This window comes from Gammaproteobacteria bacterium, assembly GCA_017999615.1.
Lineage (GTDB): Bacteria > Pseudomonadota > Gammaproteobacteria > JAABTG01 > JAABTG01 > JAGNLM01.
The window spans coordinates 81,876-102,134 of sequence record JAGNLM010000002.1 but is presented as its reverse complement, the minus strand read 5'-3'; the positions used below and the strand labels follow the sequence as shown (position 1 = coordinate 102,134).

Here is a 20,259-nt window from a genome sequence, read left to right as displayed (position 1 = left end):
AAGGAAACCCGCATGACGGACACCGTGGACACCCATGACCAGCTGGCCCTGCGGCGCGCCCGGCTCGCGGCCCTGCGCGAGGCCGGCAACGCCTTCCCCAACGACTTCCGCCGGGACACGCTCGCCGCAGAGCTGCGGGTCCGGTTCCAGGACCTGGACGCGCAGGCGCTCGAGGGCGCCCCGGTGCGGGTGCGCATCGCCGGGCGGATGATGACGCGCCGCGTGATGGGCAAGGCGAGCTTCGCCCACCTGCTGGACGGGTCCGGCGAGCGGGTCCAGGTCTACGCCCGGGCGGACGCGCTGCCCGAGGGGGTCTACGAGGACTTCAAGCGCTGGGACGTGGGCGACATCCTCGGCGCGGCCGGCACCGTGTTCCGCACCCGGACCGGGGAGCTCTCGGTGAAGGTCGACGAGCTGCGGCTGCTCACCAAGTCGCTGCGTCCCCTGCCCGAGAAGTGGCACGGCCTCGCCGACACCGAGACGCGCTACCGCCAGCGCTATCTCGACCTCATGATGAACGAGTCGACGCGCAAGACGTTCGAGGCGCGTGCCCGTACGGTGGAGCTCGTGCGCCGGTTCCTGGTGGACCGGGGTTTCCTCGAGGTCGAGACGCCCATGATGCAGGCCATCCCCGGCGGGGCGGTGGCGCGGCCGTTCGTCACCCACCACAACGCGCTCGGCATGGACCTGTACCTGCGCATCGCGCCCGAGCTCTACCTGAAGCGCCTGGTGGTCGGCGGGCTGGAGCGGGTGTTCGAGATCAACCGCAACTTCCGCAACGAGGGGGTGTCCACGCAGCACAACCCCGAGTTCACGATGCTCGAGTTCTACCAGGCCTATGCGGACTACCGGGACCTGATGGACCTCACCGAGGAGATGTTCCGGGGCGTCGCCCAGGTGGTGGCGGGCTCGCCGCAGGTCGTCTACCAGGGGGAGACCCTGGATTTCGGCAAGCCCTTCGCCCGCATGACCGTGAAGGAGTCCATCCTCCACCACAACCCCGGGGTGAGGCCGCAGGAGCTGGAGAGCCTGGAGCAGGCCTGCGCCGCGGCTGGCCGCCTCGAGATCCCCGTGAAGCCGACCTGGGGGCTCGGGAAGGTCCAGGTGGAGATCTTCGAGAAGACGGTCGAGCATCGCCTGCAGGACCCGACCTTCGTGACGGCGTACCCGACCGAGGTCTCGCCGCTCGCTCGCCGCAACGACACCGACCCCTTCGTCACGGACCGCTTCGAGCTCTTCATCGCGGGGCGGGAGATCGCGAACGGGTTCTCCGAGCTCAACGACGCCGAGGACCAGGCCGAGCGCTTCCGCCGGCAGGTCGCGGAGCGGGACGCGGGTGACCTCGAGGCGATGTACTACGACGAGGACTACGTCACCGCGCTCGAGTACGGCCTGCCGCCGACGGCGGGGGAGGGCGTGGGCATCGACCGCCTGGTCATGCTGCTCACCGACTCACCTTCCATTCGCGACGTGCTCCTGTTCCCCCACCTGCGCAGCAGGGCCTGACACGCGTCCCCCGTCTCCTCAAGCCCGTCTCCTCGGACCCGTCCCCTCGGACCCGGTCTCCGGCCCCTGGCCGGGTCCCGACGGACTGGACATGGCGAGAATTAGAATATTAGCTTATGCTTAAGCCTGGAGTGGACGAGGGTGCCGAAATGGCCGAGAAGCTGATGTGGGCGACCGCCCTGCTGATGTACGGGCTCGCTGCAATCCTGCTCTGGAACTTCCACTGGTCCTTCTGGGTCGCCGTGGGTCTGGGGACGGTGGCGGCCACGATCGGCAACTCCCTCCGGGCGCCCGACCTGGGCGCGGGCAACGCAAGACACCCCCGGGGTAACGCCCCGGCGCTCTGAATCGCTTCCGCCGTGCAGGGGCTCGCACGGCCCTTCCTCGCTCTGGCCCTGGCCCTGGCTCTGTCCCAGGGGTGCGCCGGGGCGCTCGCCGCCGGAGACGACGGCCTCGAGACGGTGACGGCCGAGCTGCCGCGCTGTGGCTACGAGGTCGTGCGGACCCTCCCTCACCGCGCCGACGCGTTCACCCAGGGCTTGGCCCTGGCGGACGGACTGCTCTACGAGGGGACGGGCCGTTACGGGCGCTCCACCCTCTCCCTGCTCGACCCCTCCAGCGGGCGGGCCCTGCGGGAGCGGCCGCTCGCCCGGGGGTACTTCGGTGAAGGGGTCACCGTGCTGGGGGACCGGGTCTACCAGCTCACCTGGCGCGAGGGCACCGGCCTCCTCTACGACCGCAAGACCCTAGAGCCCCTGGGAAGCTTCCGCTACCCGGGCGAGGGCTGGGGTCTCACCCACGACGGCCGGCGGTTGCTGATGAGCGACGGCAGCCCGGAGCTGCGCTTCCTCGACCCGGGCCCGCTCGAGGAGACCGGCCGGATCACGGTCCGGGCGCGCGGGCGGCCGGTCGCGGCGCTGAACGAGCTCGAGTACGCCCGCGGTGAGGTCCTCGCGAACGTCTGGCGGTCCGACGTGCTGTTGCGGGTCGACCCGGACGACGGCAACGTTCTCGGCTGGATCGACCTTGGGCCCCTGCGGGCGCGGGAGGGGCGGCTGCCGGAAGAGGCGGTGTCGAACGGGGTCGCCTTCGACGCCGCCTCCGGGGAGCTGACGGTGACGGGGAAGCTGTGGTCCCGGCTCTACGTCCTGCGTGCCCGGGGCCCCGGGTGCGGGCCCCTCGCCCGGCGCGCGGCCCCGGGGCTAGTCCCCGCGCCTGGCCGCCGCGATGCGCATGCGCAGGGCGTTCAGCTTGATGAAGCCCGTGGCGTCCTTCTGGTCGTAGGCCCCGGCGTCGGACTCGAAGGTGGCGATCCGCTCGTCGAACAGGCTGTCGGTGCGCGAGCGCCGGCCCGCGACGCTCACACCGCCCTTGTACAGCTTGACCCGGACCTCGCCGTTGACGTGGCGCTGGGAGGCGTCCACCAGCCCCTGGAGCAGCTGGCGCTCCGGGCTCCACCAGTAGCCGTTGTAGACCAGGCTGGCGTAGCGGGGCATCAGCTCGTCCTTCAGGTGCGCGGCCTCGCGGTCGAGCGTGAGCGACTCGATGGCCCGGTGTGCCTTCAGGAGCACGGTGCCGCCCGGGGTCTCGTAGCAGCCCCTGGACTTCATCCCGACGTAGCGGTTCTCCACCAGGTCCAGGCGGCCGACGCCGTTCGCCCCCGCCACGCGGTTCAGCGTGGCCAGCAGGTTCGCGGGCGACAGCCGCTCGCCGTCGAGCGCCACCGGGTCGCCGTGCTCGAAGGCGATCTCCACGTAGGTCGGCCGGTCCGGCGCCCGCTCGGGCGAGACGGTCCAGCGCCACATGTCCTCCTCGGGCTCGGTCCAGGGGTCTTCCAGCGGGCCCCCCTCGTAGGAGATGTGCAGGAGGTTCGCGTCCATGGAGTAGGGCGACTTCTTGCCGCGCTTCATCTCCACCGGAATCCCGTGCGCCTCCGCGTAGGCAAGGAGCTTCTCCCGCGAATCGAGGTCCCACTCCCGCCAGGGCGCGATGACGCGGATGTCCGGGCGCAAGGCGTAGGCCCCGAGCTCGAAGCGCACCTGGTCGTTGCCCTTGCCGGTGGCGCCGTGGGACACGGCGTCCGCGCCGGTCTCGGCCGCGATCTCGACCAGGCGCTTCGCGATGAGCGGGCGGGCGATGGAGGTCCCGAGCAGGTACTCGCCCTCATAGACCGCGTTGGCCCGGAACATCGGGAACACGAAGTCGCGCACGAACTCCTCGCGCAGGTCCTCGACGAAGATCTCCTTCACCCCCATCGCCTCGGCCTTCTTGCGGGCGGGCTCCAGCTCCTCGCCCTGACCGACGTCGGCGGTGAAGGTGACCACCTCGCAGCCGTAGTTGTCCCGCAGCCACTTCAAGATGATCGACGTGTCGAGCCCGCCCGAGTAGGCCAGCACCACTTTCCGGATCTCGCTCACCACCACTTCCTCCTCGCGTTCGAAGTCTTGTCACGCCGCAGGGACGCGCAGGCGCAGGGAACGGCTCACGTCACGCCCCCGCGTCAGCAGCGCCTCTGCGGTCAATTCCCAGCACCGGGGCCGCCGCTCGTGCCCAGGTCGCGCAGGATCCCCGCGAACAGCCGGCGGTTGCCGAGGTCGACCTCACTCACCGCGATGTGCGCGGGGAACGTCGTGCCGTCCTTGCGCAGCCCCTGCGCCTCGCGACCGACGCCGATGACCCGGCGCTCGCCGGTCTCCAGGTAGCGGCGCACGTGGGCGTCGTGCTCCTCGCGCCAGGGCGAGGGCATCAGCAGGTTGACGTTCTGCCCCACCGCCTCCTCGCTCGAGTACCCGAACATCCGCTCCGCGGCGCCGTTGAAGATGCGGATGAGGGCGTGGTCGTCGATCACGACGATCGCGTCGACGGCGGAGTCCAGGATGGCCCGCAGGGTCCCCTCCTGCTCGCGCAGATTGCGCTCGGCCACCCGGCGCTCCCGGATCTGGCGCTGGAGCTCGCTGTTCGCGTGGGTGAGGCGCTGGGTGCGGTCCCGTACCCTCAACTCGAGCTCGTGCTGGGCGCGGCGCAGCTGGTCCTCGGCGGCGAAGCGCTGGCGCTCGGAGAGCTTCAGGAACCGCAGCATGAAGAGCGCGACGAGTGTGAGTGCCACCACGAAAAGCCCCGTCTCCCGCCAGATCGCCTGCCGCGCCCGGCGCTCGAGGCCCGCGTCGGGCAGATCCGCGAGCAGCCAGTCGGTCCCGGGCACTGGCACGACCGCGGCGACCCGCCCGATCTCCTCGGGGGTCAGCTGCGGCTCGCGCTTGATCTGGTCGCGCGCCCCCTCCGCAGTCACCTCGATGACCCCCGAGAGGGACTCCCGCAGCAGGAGCAGCAGGTGGCGGTCCGGGGCGTGGCTCCCCAGCAGGCGGGCGACCACCGTGGGGTGGAAGCTGACGAAGAAGACCTGACTCTCTCGGCCGGGGTGGTCGAGCCGCGCCATCAGGTCGAAGTGGTAGGCCCCGGGCTGGGGGTGGATGTAGACGCGGTTGGGGTGATCCCCCGCGGCGAACTGGGCGATGTCCACGACGCAGAGGTCGCCGATCAGGTTGTCCACGTCGTCGACCAGGGTCTTCCCGGCCGCCGAGACCACGGCGAAGGAGAGGCGGTCCGAGAAGTGCCGGTCGAGCCGGGCCGCGAGCTGCTCGTGGCGCACCCGGTCCTCCGGGTGGGCGGCCAGCTGCCCGATGAGCTCGGCCTCCTGCTCGGCGAACAGGTGCACGCGCCGACGCAGCTCCTCGACCTGGAGCGCGACCTCGCTCGCGGCGGCCCGGGCGCCGCGCGTGGCCATGTCCGTCTGGTGGTCGCGGTAGTCCCGAACCCGCGACTGCCCGTTCCAGACGAGGAGCACGAGGGCCAGGGCCAGGATGAGGAGTACGAACAGCCCCGAGGCTCGGACGGTTCTGGTCATTTCACGGTCCTCGACAGGGCGGTCCCGGCCCTGGGCTGGGGGGCGCGACGGGCCTCGGCGGGGCGGCAGGGGGTCAGCATGGTAGCCGAGCGGCGTCCGGTTTGCCTACGGGGTCCCGGCGAGCGGCTCGGCCGGCTCGCGCGAGCGCGCCCGGGTGGCCGCAACCCCGGCGGCGAAGACGAGGGCGGCGCCGATGCCCGAGAAGAGCGTCGGGGTGTTGCCCCAGAGGAGCCAACCGTAGGCCGAGGCGAACAGGACCGAGCTGTAGGTGAAGGGACCGATCTGGGCCGCCGGCGCGAGCCCGTAGGCCGCGGTCATGAAGGTCTGGCCGAAGGTGGCCAGGAGCCCGAGCAGGACGAGCAGGGCCCACCCCTGGGGGTCCGGCGGGGTCCAGCCCCAGGCGAGGGGCAGGGCCGACAGGAGGGTCGACACCAGGGCGAAGTAGAACACCACGCGGGTGATGGGCTCCGTTCGCGTGAGCTGGCGCACGCCGGTCTTGCCCGCGGCGGCGAGCGCCCCCGCCCCGAGCGCCACCAGCAGGACGGGAGAGAGTTCGCCGAAGCCCGGCCGCAGGATGAAGGCGACACCGGTGAACCCGATCAGCACCGCCAGGGCCACGTTGCGCGGGACCCGCTCCCCGAGCCAGAGGAACGTCACCAGCGGGATGAAGAGCGGGGCCGTGAGCTTCATCAGGACGGCCTCGGCCATGGGGACGTGGGCGAGGGCGTAGAAGAAGCAGTACATGGACCCGAGCCCCGCCAGGGCCCGCACGACGTGCCAGCGCAGGTGGCGGGTCGCGAGTCCGGGGGTGCCCGGGCGCAGCACCCAGGGGAGGAGGAAGAGCAGGCCGAAGAGGTTGCGGAAAAAAACGATCGTCTCGTTCGAGAGGTCCGCCGAGGCGAGCTTCACGCTCGCGGCCATGCTGGTGAAGAAGAGCTCGGCCACCACCGCGTAGAGCGCCCCGCGGGCCGGGTCGTAGCGCAGGGCCCCGGGCGGGGTGGCGCGCGTGGGGTCCTGCGGCCCCGACGGCTCGGGACCGGGGGCGGGGGGCACGGTGGCGGTCATGCCGAGGGCGAGGCCGCTCGCCGGCAGTGGTCGAAGAGGACCCGGGCGACGGCGGCCGTCAGCCGGCGCGCGGTGGGCAGGTGCAGGAACTCGTTGGGGCCGTGGGCGTTCGCCTGGGGTCCGAGGACCCCCGTGATGAGGAATCGGGCCGTCGGGAAGCGCGAGGCCAGCATGCCGATGAAGGGGATCGATCCCCCCTCGCCCATGTGGGCGGCGGGCTCACCGAAGAAGGCCCGGGAGGCCTGGTCCAGCGATTCCGCGAGCCAGGGGTCCTCGGGCGGGGCATCCCAGCCGCCCATCGCCGGCTCCGGATCGAAGCTCACCCGGGCGCCGCAGGGCGGGTCGGCCCGCAACAGGGACTCGAGCTCCCGGGTGGCCGCCGCCGCGTCGCAGGTGGGGGGCAGGCGCAGGGAGAGCCGCAGGGCCGTCCACGGGCGCAGGACGTTGCCGGCCCGGTCCAGGGGCGGGAGGCCGGCGGCGCCGGTCACCTCCAGCGCGGGGCGCCAGGTGCGGTTCAGCACCAGTTCTGCAAGGTCGCCGGAGACCGGGCGCGTTTCGCCGGCGAAGGGAAACTTCCCGTGCACGCCGGAGCCCATGGCGGTGGCCGCCCGGGTGGCCTGGGCGCGCCGGACCGGCGGGATCTCGACGTGGAACGGCGCAGGGCGGATGGACCCCGTGGCCGCGTCCTCGAGCCGGTCGAGCAACTGGCGCGCGACCCGGAACGAAGAGGGCACGACGCCGCCCGCGTCCCCCGAGTGGACCCCCTCCGTCAGCACGTCGACCCGCAGGTTCCCGCTGACCAGGCCGCGCAGGGACGTGGTGCACCAGAGCTGGTCGTAGTTGCCGCAGCCCGAGTCCAGGCAGACGACGAGGCTCGGGGTGCCGATGCGCTCCGCGAGGGCCTCGACGTAGTGGGGCAGGTCGAAGCTGCCGCTCTCCTCGCAGCACTCGATGAGGACGAGGCAGCGGGCGTGGGGCAGCCCCAGGGACTGCAGGGCGGCGACCGCGGTGACCGAGGCGAAGACGGCGTAGCCGTCGTCCGCCCCGCCCCGCCCGTAGAGCCGGTCTCCCTCGCGCACCGGTGTCCAGGGCCCGAGCCCCGGGCGCCAACCGGTCATCTCCGGCTGCTTGTCCAGGTGCCCGTAGAGGAGGACGGTGTCCTCCCGGTCCCCGGGGATCTCCATCAGGAGGACGGGTGTGCGCCCCGGCAGGCGGACCACCTCCACCGTCGCCTCGCGCAACGGCTGGCGCCGGCACCAGGCCTCGGCGAGCGCCACGGCCTCGTCCACGTAGCCGCGGGCGGCCCAGTCGGGGTCGAAGTGGGGGGAGAGGGCGGGCACCCGGATGTACTCGGAGAGGACCGGCAGGATGTCGTCCTCCCAGGCGCGTTCGACGTACTCCAGGGTCTGTTCGTGGCGCATGCGGTCGGCTCGCTCGAGGGCGCGATGCCCACATGCTAACGGCCGCGGGCGTCCGCGGGGTATGACCCAGGGCACGCGGGGCGCCGCGGGCCCGCGCGGGGTCCGGCCCCGGGTCCGCGCGCCGGCTACACTTGCAGGGTGTGTGGAGCGGGGAAGGTAGGTACGACGCGAGGGGTCTGCGGGGATCCCCCAGTGTGAATCCAGGCCGGTTCCGTCGTATGCTGGAACGCGTGCCCCGCTGGGGCCGGTAGGGGATCGGACATGCGCCCGTTCGGACTTGCCCTTCTGGTGATCGGACTGCTCCTGGGTCCCGCCTACTTCGTCTACGCGAAGTTCTTCTCGGGGGTGGCGGTGGGCAGCTACGCGCTGCGCGCCGGCCCGGGTGGCTTCGAGCCGGTCTCGGTGGCGCTCACCCCCGAGGCGAGCCCGGTGCGGGTGGTGCTGAGGCTTTCGGTGCAGTACGGTCCCTCGAAGGACGGGCCGAGCGTCCCCCGCAACCGCTACCAGGCCGTCGCCACGCGGGACGGGGCGAACGTGGCGGAGCACTCGTTCGAGTTGGTGGCCAACAGCGTGGAGTCCTCTTTCCAGGAGTTCACCTGGGACTTCGCGACGCTGCAGGTCACCGAGCCGGGCGACTACCGGCTGACCCTGCGGGAAGCGGCGCCGCCCGAGATGCAGGTGACCAGCGCGTACCTCCATGTCCGGCGCAACGTCCTGGAGCCCGACCTGCGGGTGGTCTGGGCCGGGGCGGGCCTGATCGGCCTGGCGGTGCTGCTGGTGCTCCTGGGGCCGTAGCGGGCGGCCAGGCTAAAATCACCGGCCGCTCGGCCGACAAAGTGAAACGACCCATGCGCGGTCTACCCCTCATCGTCGTCGCCCTGGTCCTGGCCGCAACGCCAGCCGCGGCCCGCATCTACCAGTGGGTCGACCCCGACAGCGGCAACGTCTACCTCTCCGGCTCGCCCCCTGCGTGGTACCGCTCCGGCGGGCGGGGTCCCCGGGTTCTCGTCTTCGAGGGCGGCAAGGTCGTGGACGACACCGGCCGCCAGACGAGCGAGGAGGAGGCGGCTGCGCTGCGGGAGAAGGCCCTGCTGCAGGAGCAGGTCCGCCGGGAGGAGCAGAGCGCCCTCGAGGCGGCGGCGAGCCAGACCCCGGACTCGGGTGCCTCGAGCGGCGAGACCTCGGCCGACGTGCCGGCGGACGTGGGCATCGAGAATCAATTCAAGGCGTCGGTCGCCGAGTACTTCAAGAGCGTCGTCAATCAGTACTTCGACCAGATGCAGCGGGGCGCTCCCCCCGGGGCCGGGGCCCCCCCACCGCCGGCGCCCGCCGTGCCAACGACCATCCGATAGAGCCAGTTCCAGTCCTCAGCCTTCCCCGCGGAACAGCCCCAGCAGTCCGTCCAGGAACGAGCGCTCGCGGATCTGCACTCCGGAGCGCAGCACCTGCAGCTGTTTGTTGCTCGGGTCCACGCGCAGGCCCTCGCTGAGGTAGGTCTCCGCCGCGGCGTAGTTGCCTCGCCGGATCTGGGCCTCGGCCATCTGGGCGTAGCGCCGGCCGATGTCGGCGATCCCCTCGACCGCCTGGGGATTGCCCGGCTCGAGCTCGAGCAGCCGGGAGAAGTAGTAGTGGGCGTTGTCCTCGGGTGGCGTGGTGAGCTTCGATTCCTCGAGGCTCTTGCGTCCGAGCCACTTCAGCGCCGTGACGACCTGGCGCTGCATGGCGTCCGCCTCGCCGCCCTCGCCCCTGGCCCCGGGGGCCGCCCCGGCGCCCGGCTCCGGGGCGCGTGTCCCGGCTCGCGGCGGCCCGTGGGAGGGGGTGATCGAGACGGTGGTGTACTGGTTGATCTGGTGGGCGAAATACCCGGCCAGGGCCCCGGTCAGGAGCAGTGCGAGGGCGCCCAGGATGCTCCACACCCGCAGGCGGTTGCCCTGGGCGGCTGCCATGCTCTGGGTGACGTGCCCCCCCCGGTACGCCTGGCCGGCCTCGGGGGAGACCGGCCCGACGCCCGGGCGCTGCAGGAGCCGGGTGCCCTCGAAGCTGACCTGCAGGGCCTTCACCTGGCTCACCAGGGTGGCGGCGTCGCGCGGGCGCTGGTCGCGCCGCTTGGCGAGCATCCGCTCGAGCAGCGGTTGGTAGCGCTCGAGCCCCCGGGGGAGGCGCGGCACCGGCGCCTGCAGGTGCTGCAGGACGATGGTGATGGCCGAATCACCCTCGTAGGGGCGCCGTCCGGTCAGCATCTCGTAGAAGATGATGCCCAGGCTGTAGAGGTCGGACCGCCCGTCGAGCTCCACTCGACCCTCGGCCTGCTCGGGGCTCATGTAGTAGGGGCTGCCCAGGATGGTGCCGGTGGAGGTGAGCTCGGAGTCCCCCGCCTGTTTCGCGATCCCGAAGTCGGTGAGGACGGGTGTCCCGTCGTCGCGGTAGAGGATGTTGGCCGGCTTCACGTCCCGGTGCACGACGCCCCGGGCGTGGGCAAAGGCGAGCGCGGTGCCGATCTGGCGCACGATGTCGAGGGCGCCCTCCGGGGTCATTCCCTGGGCGATGCGCAGGGCGAGCGACCCGCCGCCGAGGTATTCCATCGAGATGTAGAGGAAGTCCTCCGCGATCCCGATGTCGAAGATGGTGATGATGTTGGGGTGCGAGAGCGAGGCGAGGACGTGGCCCTCGTTCAGGAAGCGCTTGCTGAACTCGGGGGTCGTCTCGAGGTTGGTGCCCATGACCTTGAGCACCACCGGCCGGCCGAGGGACTCCTGGATGGCGAGATAGACGGTCGCCATCCCGCCCTTGCCAATCTCGCGCTGGATCTTGTAGCCGGGTATCTCCATGCTTTCGCTTCGGCTCTCCGGGAAGTCGGCCAGACCCCGCCGCCTCGATTATACGGGGCCGGGGCGAGGCGGCCGGAGTGCACGACTTCTCCGGTGCTTAGCGGACCTTTTGCAGCCGGGTTGAGAGGCCGGTGTTCCGGGGCGGGCTTGCGGCCCGGCGCCCCGGGCCGGATTCCATCAGAGGCGAGACCACGGGGAACGGATCCATGACCGACACCTTCTTCCAGCATCTGCGCAGCACCCGGGTCGACTCGCTCAACCTGACGGTGGAGGAGTACCGGCACGGCCCCACGGGGGCCCGGCACGTGCACCTGGCCGCCCCGGACACGAACAACGCCTTCCTGGTGGCGTTCCTCACGGTGCCCCAGGACTCCACCGGGGTCGCGCACATCCTGGAGCACACCGCGCTCTGCGGCAGTCGGCGCTTCCCGGTCCGCGACCCCTTCTTCATGATGACCCGGCGCTCGCTGAACACGTTCATGAACGCCTTCACCGGTGCCGACTGGACCGCGTACCCCTTCGCGACCCAGAACGCGAAGGACTTCGACAACCTCCTCCAGGTCTACCTGGACGCGGCCTTCTTCCCTCGGCTGGCCGAGCTCGACTTCACCCAGGAGGGTCACCGGGTCGAGTTCGCGGTCCCCCAGGATCCCTCGAGCCCCTTGCTGCTGAAGGGGGTGGTCTACAACGAGATGAAGGGGGCCATGAGCGCACCGACCACGCAGCTCTGGCACGCCCTGCAGGAGCGCCTGTTCCCGACGACCACCTACCACTGGAACAGCGGGGGGGACCCGGAGCGGATCCCCGACCTGACCTGGGAGGGGCTGCGCGCCTTCCACGCGACGCACTATCACCCCTCGAACGCGGTCTTCATGACCTACGGCGACATGCCGGCCCTCGCCCACCAGCGCCGCTTCGAGGCCCTCGCGCTCGCGGGCTTCGAGGCGCGGCCGGTGCGCTTCTCGGTGCCCGACGAGCGCCGCCTGCAGTCACCGATCCGCGTGGAGACGGCGTACGCCGTCGACCCCTCGGAGCCCACCCGGGACCGTACCCACATCGTGCTCGGCTGGCTCCTGAATCGGGTGACCGACGTGAGATCGATCCTGCACGCGCACCTGCTGAGCGGGGTGCTCCTCGACAACAGCGCCTCGCCACTGCGGCACGCGCTCGAGACGACGGACCTCGGGCGCTCGCCCTCCGAGATCTGCGGCCTGGACGACTCGACGCGCGAGGCGAGCTTCGCCTGCGGCCTCGAGGGGTCGAGCCCGGAGCGCGCCGAGGCGGTGGAGGAGTTGGTGCTGGGCGTGCTCCGCCGGGTCGCCGACGAGGGGGTGCCGGCCGAGCACGTGGAGTCGGTCCTGCACCAGCTCGAGCTCTCCCAGCGGGAGATCCGGGGGGGGCACGTCCCGTACGGCCTGCGGCTGATGGTGAACGTGCTCGGACCCACGCTGCACGGGGGCGACCCGGCCGACCTGCTCCACATCGACCCCGCGCTCGAGGAGCTGCGCGCTGCCACACGCGACCCGGCCTTCATCCGCGACCTGGTGCGGACGCGGCTCCTCGAGAACCCCCACCGGGTGCGGGTCGTCATGCGCCCGGACCCGGAGCTGTCGGCGCGCCGCGAGCGGCAGGAGACCGAGAGGCTGGCGGCGATGCGGGCAGGCCTCGACGAGTCCGGGGCGCGCCGGGTGGTGGAGCGGGCCGCCGCGCTCCTCGAGCGCCAGCGGGCCCAGGACGACCCCGACCTGCTGCCCCGGGTGGGTCTCGCGGACGTCCCGGCCGACCTGCCGATCCCCACGGGCCAGGGGGCGCCCGTCGCGGGGCTCCCGGCCCACTGGTACGTCCGGGGGACGAACGGCCTCGTGTACGTGCAGGTGGTGGCGGACCTTCCGGCCCTCTCCCCCGAGGACACCGACCGGCTCCCCCTCCTCTGCGACTGGGTGACGGAGGTCGGCTGCGGTGGGCGCGACTACCGGGCCACGCAGGCCTGGCAGGCCGCCGTGACGGGGGGCATCTCCGCCGACGCCTCGGTGCGTGCCAGCGTGTCGGCGACCGCCCGGGCGCGGGGACTCTTCGTTCTGTCCGGGAAGGCGCTCGCCCGCAACGCGGACGGGTTGGCGGAGGTCCTGCGGGAGACCTTCCAGCGAGCCCGCTTCGACGAGCGCGAATGGCTGCGGGAGCTCGTGGCCCAGTCGCGGGCCGAGCGCGAGCAGGCCGTGGTGGGCCACGGCCACGTGCTCGCGATCTCCGCAGCCTCGGCGGGAGCGAGCCCGGTGGGGCGGTTGGTCCACCGCTGGGACGGCCTGCTGGGTCTGCAGCGTCTCAAGGCCCTGGACGACGCGCTCGACCGCGAGGAGGCCCTCGTCGAGCTCGGCGAGAGTCTCGCGCGGCTGCGGGACCGGCTGATCGAGGTCCCGTTCCGTCTGCTGGTCGTCTCCGAGGCCTCGCGCCAGGACGCGTTGCGTGAGGCCCTCGAGAGGCGCTGGGGCGACCTCCCGCGGCCCGCCGGGGCCAGCGGGTTCGCCCTGGAGTCGGCGCCGTCTCCGGTGCGCGAAGGGTGGGCGGTCCCGAGCCAGGTGAGTTTCTGCGCCCGGGCCTACCCCACCGTGCCTGCCGACCATCCCGACGCCCCGGTCCTCGCCGTCCTGGGCCACTTCCTCACCAACGGCTTCCTGCACCGCAAGGTTCGTGAGGAAGGCGGGGCCTACGGGGCGGGGGCGGGCTGGGACTCGGACACGGGCACATTCCGCTTCTTCTCCTACCGCGACCCGCGCCTGGCGGAGACCCTCGAGGACTTCGACGCCGCGCTCGATTGGCTCGCGGGCGGCGCCCACGCGGCACGCCAGGTGGAAGAGGCCGTCCTCGGGGTCGTGGGGGCCATCGACCGCCCCGAGTCCCCCGCCGGCGAGGCGGTGAAGGCCTACTTCGGGGAGCTGCACGGCCGCTCGCCGGAGCAGCGCCGGCGCTTCCGCTCGCGGGTCCTCGCGGTAACCCTGGACGACCTGCAGCGCGTGGGCGCAGCCTGGCTCGACCCGGCGCGGGCGAGCACCGCGGTCGTCGCCGACCGCCGGGCCCTGGAGAGCGTCGCGACGAGCCTCGGGCTCGAGGTGCAGGGGGTGTGACCCGCGTGGGGTAGGGCGGCGCCGGCGACCCGGGGGCGCGAGGACCCTCGGTGCTGCCCGGCCCGGCCCGGTTCGGCCCGGCCCGGCGCCCGCCGGCACCCGGGTGTGGCTCGCCCCGGTGGTCAGCCCTCCAGGGCGTAGCTGGCGACGATGCCGGCGAAGACGGTCGCGCCGAGCCAGTTGTTGTGGAGGAAGGCCCGGAAGCATTGGGCCGGGTCCCGGTCGCGGGCGAGCCAGAGCTGGTAGACCGCGAGCCCGGCCGCCACCCCCAGGCTGGCGTAGTAGGGCCAGCGCAGCCCGGCGAGCCGGCCCACGGCGACGAGGAGCAGGAGGACGGCCGCGTGCACCCCGGCGACGACCGGGAGATCCGCGGAGCCGAACAGGATCGCCGTGGACTTCACCCCGATGCGCAGGTCGTAGTCCCGGTCGACCATCGCGTAGAGGGTGTCGTAGGCCACGGCCCAGAGCACCACCGCGGCGAGCAGGACCCACGCCACGGCCGGCGGCCAGCCGCCGGTCTCGGCGGTGAACGCCATGGGCACGCCCCAGCCGAAGGCGACGCCGAGGTGCACCTGGGGCAGGTGGTGATAGCGCTTCATGAAGGGGTAGGTCACCGCCAGGGCGACGGCCGCTGCGGAGAGCAGCACCGTCAACCGGTTCATGAGCAGGACCAGCCCGAAGGACACCAGGCACAGGGCGAAGAACAGCACCAGCGCCTCGGACGGGCTGACGCGCCCCGTGGCGAGGGGTCGGTCGCGGGTGCGCTCGACGAAGGGGTCGAAGTCCCGGTCGGCGTAGTCGTTGATGACGCAGCCGGCGGAGCGCATGAGGAACACGCCGGCGACGAACACCACCAGGACCAGCGGATCGGGCCGGCCCTCGCTGGCGATCCAGATCCCCCAGAGGGTGGGCCAGAGCAGCAGGAAGGCGCCGATGGGGCGATGCAGCCGCATCAGGCGGACGTAGTCGGCGAGGTGCTCGGTCAGAGGCGGCACGAGGGTTCCTTGTCGTCGTTCGGCGTCAGGGTAGCTCGGCAACCCCGGGCAAGAACACCTCGGTGACCAGCACCGGTTTGCCCCGGGGGTAGAAGAGAGACCTGCGGGCCCACAGGGGGGCCTCAGGCGGGCACCCGAGGCCCCTTGCCGCGGCCTCGTACAGGGCCTGTCCGGGGCCGACGGGGGCGACCTCGATCGTGCCCCGGGCGGCCGGTACGGGGCCGAAGAGCAGCACCGCGAGCGGGCGGGACCCGAGCCGCGCCAAGCGCCCGTTGGGGCCGCCGAGGCTCCCGGGTGGTATCACGCTGCGCGCGAAGACGAGCGGCCGGTTCCCACAGAGCAGGTAGACCTGGCGCACCAGCGCCACGCACCCCGACGGCAGCGCCAGGGCCCGGCGCTCGTCCGGCAGTACCGGACCGCGGGAGGAGCCGAGGAGCCGCAGGGCGAACCGCTCGCCGCAGCGCGCCACCAGGCGACGGGTGAGCGACCCCTTCTCGAACAGCCAGTCCTGCAGGCCGGGGGGGAGGGGGGAGCCCACGGCCTGCCGCCGCGACTGCCATCGCGGGGCTCGCGCTCGCATCGGGTGGTCGGCCTCGGCTGAGGGGGCGGCGGCGGGGCAGGCTCCAGGCGCGGTGTGTGGGGCACGAAACCCACCGCACGCGGCAGGGACGGGGCCCGCGTCAAACGTGACCATAGTCTACCCGATCGCCGCCCCACCGGCGCAGGAGGGCGGCGACGCGGTCCGGGTCGCGGGCGAGGTCGCCGGCGGCGGCGGTGACCCGCTCGAGCAGTCCCCGGTCGCGCAGGGGGTCGGCGACCCGGAACTGGAGCAGGCCCGTCTGCCGGGTACCGAGCACCTCCCCGGGTCCGCGCAGGCGCAGGTCCTCCTCGGCGATGGCGAAGCCGTCCGTGTGTCGGCGGATGACCGAGAGGCGCCGGCGGGCGGTCTCGGAGAGGGGTCCCCGGTAGAGCAGCACGCAGGTGCTCCTCTCGCTGCCACGGCCGACGCGGCCGCGGAGCTGGTGCAGCTGGGCGAGCCCCAGGCGCTCGGCGTTCTCGATCACCATCAGGCTCGCCCGGGGCACGTCCACCCCGACCTCGATCACGGTGGTGGCCACCAGCAGCCGGACGTCGCCCGCCTGGAAGGCCGCCATGACGGCGTCCCGCTCCCCCGGGCGCATGCGCCCGTGGACCAGGCCGACGGCGATCCCCGGCAGGCCCGCCCGCAGGCGGGCGGCGGTCGCCTCCGCCGCCTCGGCCTCCAGCACCTCGGATTCCTCGATGAGCGTGCAGACCCAGTAGGCCTGGCGCCCCGCGGCGCAGGCCTGCCGGATGCGGGCGACCACCTCGGCGCGGCGCGCCTCGGGCACCGCCACGGTCTCGATCGGCTGACGGCCGGGGGGCAGCTCGTCCAGCACCGAGAGGTCCAGGTCCGCGTAGGCGGTCATGGCGAGGGTGCGCGGGATGGGGGTGGCGGTCATGATCAGCTGGTGGGGGTAGCGCCCCAGGCGCAGGCCCTTCTCCCAGAGCGCCAGGCGCTGGTGGACGCCGAAGCGGTGCTGCTCGTCGACCACCACGAGCCCGAGCCCGGCGAAGCGGACCTCGCCCTGGAAGAGGGCGTGGGTGCCCACGACCACCCGGGCCTCGTGGGCGGCCAGCCGGCGCAGGCAATCCTCCCGCTCTTTCGCCGCCTGCCGGCCGGACAGCCAGGCGACCTCGACCCCCAGCGGCTCGAACCACCCGCGCAGGGTGCGCAGGTGTTGCTCGGCGAGCAGCTCGGTGGGCGCCATGACCGCGACCTGGAATCCGGCCTCCACCGCCAGCGCGGCGGCGAGCGCGGCGACCACGGTCTTCCCCGAGCCCACGTCGCCCTGGAGCATCCGCTGCATGGGGTGGCCCTCGGCGAGGTCGCGCCCCACCTCGGCGGCCACCCGCTCCTGGGCCGCCGTGAGGCGAAACGGCAGCTGGTCCCGCAGGCGGCGGGCCAGCTCCCCGCCCGGGCGCAGCGCCGGGGCCGGCAGGCGGTCGGAGCGGGCCCGCAGCTCCCGCAGGCTCAGCAGATAGGCGAGCAGCTCCTCGAAGGCGAGCCGCTGCCGGGCCGGGTGCTGCCCGCAGAGGAGGGAGTCGACCGGAGCGTGGGGCTCGGGCCGGTGCAGGAGGCGAAGGGCCTCTGCCATCGGGGGCAGGCCGGTGCGCCGCAGAAGCTCCCCCGGCAGCAGCTCGAGGCCGGGCGCTGTCTCGAGCGCCTCGAGCGCGGCAGCGGCAAGCCGCCGCAGCAGGGGCTGGGTCAGCCCCTCGGTGCTGGGGTAGACGGGGGTCAGCGCGGCATCGAGGGCGGCGGGCTCGGCGCCGGCGAGCACCCGGTGCTCGGGGTGCACCATCTCGAGCCCCGCCGGACCGGGCCGGACCTCGCCGTAGGCTCGCAGGCGGGTCCCCCGGGCGAGCTGGGCGTGGAGCCCGGGGCCGAAGTGGAAGAACCGCAGCGTCAGCCGGCCGGTGCCGTCGCCGAGCAGGTAGACGAGGGAGGCGCGGCGCCCCGGCCGGGCCGAGGCCAGTTCCACCTCGCCCTCCACGACGGCGGTCTCGCCCGGGCCGAGGGCCCCGATGGGCGTGACCCGGGTGCGGTCCTCGTAGCGCAGGGGCAGGTGCAGGAGGAGGTCCTGCACCGAGCGTACACCGAGGCGGGCGAGGCGCTCGGCGACGCGGGGGCCCACCCCGCGCAGGGTCGTGACCGGGGCTGCGGCGAGGTCCCCGGCGGAGCCGGCGGCCGGCCCGGCGTCGGGGCGGGGTGCCACGCGGCTAGCGGCCGAGGACGAGCACCGCGTCGACCTCCAGGAGCGCGCCGCGGGGCAGGGCGGCTACGCCCACCACGGCGCGGGCGGGGTAGGGCGGGCGGAAGTACTCGGCCATGACCTCGTTGACGGCGGTGAAGTGGCCCAGGTCGGTCAGGTAGACGGTGAGCCGGACCGTGTCGGAGAGGCTGCCGCCCGCCGCCCCGGCGACGGCGCTCAGGTTGAGGAAGACCCGCCGGGCCTGCTCGTGCGCGTCGCCCGGCACCAGGCGCATGGTCGCCGGGTCGAGCGGGATCTGGCCGGAGAGGTAGACGGTGTCCCCCGCGCGGACAGCCTGGGAGTACGTGCCGATGGCCGCGGGGGCCGCCTCGGTGTGGACGTGGGTGATGGACAAGGGAGCTCCTCCTGGGGCCGCTTGGTCCGGGCGTCCCGCGCGCGGACGGGGGGGCGGGGTGCCCTCACCCCCGGACGCGGAAGATGCGGGTCACCTGGCGGATGCCCCGCACCCGCCGCAGGATGCGGGCGAGGTGCGTGCGGTGGGTGACGTCGATGGTGAAGGTGATCGCGGTGTAGAGCCCGTCGTGGTCCGCGATGTCCACGTTCTCGATGTTGGCGCCCTCGTCGGCGATCGCCGCGGCGATCGTGGCGAGCACCCCGCGCTGATCGGCGACCTCGACGCGGATGTCCACCGGGAAGTCACCCCGCACCGCCGGCGCCCACGCCAGGTCGATGATCTTGTCCATGCGGGTGGGGCGCTCGGCGACGTTCTTGCACCACTGGGTGTGGATGACGATGCCCCGCCCTGCGGTGACGAAGCCCTGGATCGGGTCCCCCGGGATCGGCCGGCAGCAGCGGGCGAAGTTGACCACCATGCCCTCGGTGCCCTTGATGGCCAGGGGACGGCCCCCGTGCTGGGGCTCGGGCTCGGTGGGCATCCGGTCCTCTTCGCCGCAGAAGGCGAAGCGCCGCGCCACGAGCTGGGCGATGCGGTTGCCGAGCCCGATGTCGGCGAGCAGGTCGTCCTCGGTGGCGAGCCCCATGCTGTGCAGCGCGGCCTGCATGCACGGCGCGGGGATGTCCTGGGGGGAGAGGGACTCTTCCGCCAGGGCGTTCTTCAACAGGCGGCGCCCGAGCTCCACCGCCTCGCCGCGCTGCAGCCCCTTCAGGGCGCTGCGGATGGTCGAGCGGGCCTTCCCCGTGACCACGAAGTTCAGCCAGTTCGGGTTCGGGCGCCCCCAGGGGGCGGTCACCACCTCCACCGTCTGGCCGTTGGCGAGGGGGGTGCTGAGGGGCGAGTAGCGGCGGTCCACCTTGGCCGCGACGCAGGTGTTGCCTACGTCTGTGTGGACCTGGTAGGCGAAGTCCACCGGCGTCGCCCCCCGCGGCAGGCGCTTGATCTCGCCCTTCGGGGTGAACACGTAGACCTCGTCCGGGAAGAGGTCGACCTTGACGTTCTCGATGAATTCGACCGAGTTGCCCGCGTCGCGCTGCAGCTCCAGCAGGTCGCGCAGCCACTCGCGCGCCCGCCTGTGCGCGCTCGCCGCCCCCCCGTCGCCATCGCCGCCCTTGTACAGCCAGTGCGCGGCGATCCCCGACTCGGCGACCTCGTGCATCTCGCGGGTGCGGACCTGCACCTCGATGGGGATGCCGAACGGCCCGAACAGCACCGTGTGCAGCGACTGGTAGCCGTTCGCCTTGGGGATGGCGATGTAGTCCTTGAAGCGTCCCGGCACGGGCTTGTAGAGGTTGTGGACGGCCCCGAGGACGCGGTAGCAGCTGTCGACGCTGTCCGTGACGATCCGGAACGCGTAGACGTCGAGCACCTCGGAGAGCCGCGACCCCTTGGCCCGCATCTTCCGGTACAGGCTGTAGAGGTGCTTCTCGCGCCCGATCACCTCCCCGGGGAGGCCCTCCTGGCGCAGGCGGCGCTTGATGGCCATCTCGATCTTCTGCACCACCTCCTTGCGGTGTCCGCGGGCCTTCTTCACCTCCTGCGCGAGGACGCGGTAGCGCGAGGGGTGCAGCGCGGCGAAGCCGAGGTCCTCGAGCTGGTGGCGCAGGTGATTGAGGCCGAGCCGGCTCGCGATGGGGGCGTAGATGTCGAGGGTCTCGCGGGCGATGGCCCGGCGCTTCTCCGGGCCCAGGGCGCCCAGGGTGCGCATGTTGTGCAGGCGGTCCGCGAGCTTCACGAGGATGACGCGGATGTCCTGGGTCATCGCCAGGAGCATCTTGCGGTAGTTCTCGGCCTGGGCCTCGGCGCGGTTCCCGAGGTTGATCTGCGTGAGCTTCGTCACGCCGTCGACGAGCTCGGCGACCTCGGGCCCGAACTCCCGCGAAACGTCGGCCTTGGTGAGGACGGTGTCCTCGATGACGTCGTGGAGCAGCGCGGCGACGACGCTCTGGGCGTCGAGCCGCATCTCCGCCAGGATGCGGGCGACCTCGACGGGGTGGTAGACGTAGGGCTCGCCGGAGGCCCGATGCTGGCCCTCGTGGGCCTCGGCGGACAGGAGGTACGCGCGGTAGGCCTCGCGGACCTGCTCGGGCTCGAGGTACGCCTCGAGGTTGTCGCACAGGTCGCTGATCAGGTAGGGCTGCGACGGTGGTGCGGCCACGGTGTGCGACATGG

General features: G+C 72.8%; 15 protein-coding genes and 1 pseudogene. 6 read left to right on the top strand and 10 right to left on the bottom strand.

Going from position 1 to position 20,259, the window contains the following annotated elements:
- Positions 1 to 12: 12 nt before the first annotated feature.
- From lysS to KA217_03655, 3 genes and pseudogenes are all read left to right on the top strand, one after another.
- Positions 13 to 1,506, top strand: a complete 1,494-nt coding sequence (gene lysS / locus KA217_03665; protein ID MBP7711548.1) for a lysine--tRNA ligase — start codon at positions 13 to 15, stop codon at positions 1,504 to 1,506.
- A gap of 149 nt (positions 1,507 to 1,655) precedes the next feature.
- Entirely contained in the window at positions 1,656 to 1,853 is a 198-nt protein-coding gene (locus tag KA217_03660; GenBank protein MBP7711547.1) for a hypothetical protein, read from the top strand.
- A 12-nt stretch (positions 1,854 to 1,865) separates the two neighbouring features.
- Positions 1,866 to 2,666: pseudogene (locus KA217_03655) on the top strand (glutaminyl-peptide cyclotransferase).
- Positions 2,667 to 2,708: 42 nt separating this feature from the next.
- Here KA217_03655 and KA217_03650 read toward each other — a convergent pair.
- The 4 genes from KA217_03650 to KA217_03635 form a co-directional block, all read right to left on the bottom strand.
- Positions 2,709 to 3,926: an argininosuccinate synthase gene (locus tag KA217_03650; protein MBP7711546.1), complete on the bottom strand. Its 1,218-nt coding sequence runs from the start codon at positions 3,924 to 3,926 to the stop codon at positions 2,709 to 2,711.
- Between the two features lie 98 nt (positions 3,927 to 4,024).
- Positions 4,025 to 4,942 carry a PAS domain S-box protein gene (locus tag KA217_03645; protein MBP7711545.1) on the bottom strand — a complete coding sequence of 306 codons (918 nt, stop codon included), beginning with the start codon at positions 4,940 to 4,942 and terminating at the stop codon, positions 4,025 to 4,027.
- Between the two features lie 573 nt (positions 4,943 to 5,515).
- A complete protein-coding gene (locus KA217_03640; GenBank protein ID MBP7711544.1) occupies positions 5,516 to 6,463 on the bottom strand; it encodes a DMT family transporter in 948 nt (315 codons plus the stop codon).
- Positions 6,464 to 6,471: 8 nt separating this feature from the next.
- Complete coding sequence (locus KA217_03635; protein MBP7711543.1) at positions 6,472 to 7,896, bottom strand: M20/M25/M40 family metallo-hydrolase; 1,425 nt, start codon at positions 7,894 to 7,896, stop codon at positions 6,472 to 6,474.
- A 261-nt stretch (positions 7,897 to 8,157) separates the two neighbouring features.
- On the opposite strand from KA217_03635, the gene KA217_03630 reads away from it, so the two are divergent.
- Both KA217_03630 and KA217_03625 read left to right on the top strand, forming a co-directional pair.
- Positions 8,158 to 8,691 carry a hypothetical protein gene (locus KA217_03630; GenBank protein ID MBP7711542.1) on the top strand — a complete coding sequence of 178 codons (534 nt, stop codon included), beginning with the start codon at positions 8,158 to 8,160 and terminating at the stop codon, positions 8,689 to 8,691.
- Positions 8,692 to 8,744: 53 nt separating this feature from the next.
- Positions 8,745 to 9,248 carry a DUF4124 domain-containing protein gene (locus KA217_03625; protein ID MBP7711541.1) on the top strand — a complete coding sequence of 168 codons (504 nt, stop codon included), beginning with the start codon at positions 8,745 to 8,747 and terminating at the stop codon, positions 9,246 to 9,248.
- A gap of 15 nt (positions 9,249 to 9,263) precedes the next feature.
- Here the strand turns inward: KA217_03625 and KA217_03620 are convergent, their stop codons facing one another.
- Positions 9,264 to 10,724: a protein kinase gene (locus tag KA217_03620; protein MBP7711540.1), complete on the bottom strand. Its 1,461-nt coding sequence runs from the start codon at positions 10,722 to 10,724 to the stop codon at positions 9,264 to 9,266.
- A gap of 206 nt (positions 10,725 to 10,930) precedes the next feature.
- Here KA217_03620 and KA217_03615 point away from each other — a divergent pair, with 206 nt between their 5' ends.
- Positions 10,931 to 13,846 (top strand): insulinase family protein, encoded by a 2,916-nt coding sequence (locus tag KA217_03615; protein ID MBP7711539.1) that lies wholly within the window; start codon positions 10,931 to 10,933, stop codon positions 13,844 to 13,846.
- Positions 13,847 to 13,968: 122 nt separating this feature from the next.
- On the opposite strand, the gene ubiA is transcribed toward KA217_03615, so the two are convergent.
- The 5 genes from ubiA to KA217_03590 form a co-directional block, all read right to left on the bottom strand.
- Entirely contained in the window at positions 13,969 to 14,799 is an 831-nt protein-coding gene (ubiA, locus tag KA217_03610) for a 4-hydroxybenzoate octaprenyltransferase (GenBank protein MBP7711538.1), read from the bottom strand.
- Positions 14,800 to 14,866: 67 nt separating this feature from the next.
- Positions 14,867 to 15,379, bottom strand: a complete 513-nt coding sequence (locus KA217_03605; GenBank protein MBP7711537.1) for a chorismate lyase — start codon at positions 15,377 to 15,379, stop codon at positions 14,867 to 14,869.
- 142 nt (positions 15,380 to 15,521) lie between these two features.
- Positions 15,522 to 17,636 carry an ATP-dependent DNA helicase RecG gene (gene recG, locus KA217_03600; protein MBP7711536.1) on the bottom strand — a complete coding sequence of 705 codons (2,115 nt, stop codon included), beginning with the start codon at positions 17,634 to 17,636 and terminating at the stop codon, positions 15,522 to 15,524.
- A 4-nt stretch (positions 17,637 to 17,640) separates the two neighbouring features.
- A complete protein-coding gene (locus KA217_03595; protein MBP7711535.1) occupies positions 17,641 to 18,027 on the bottom strand; it encodes a RidA family protein in 387 nt (128 codons plus the stop codon).
- A 64-nt stretch (positions 18,028 to 18,091) separates the two neighbouring features.
- The gene (locus KA217_03590) at positions 18,092 to 20,257 is read right to left on the bottom strand and encodes a RelA/SpoT family protein (GenBank protein MBP7711534.1); all 2,166 of its coding nucleotides are present in this window, start codon (positions 20,255 to 20,257) and stop codon (positions 18,092 to 18,094) included.
- Positions 20,258 to 20,259 lie beyond the last annotated feature (2 nt).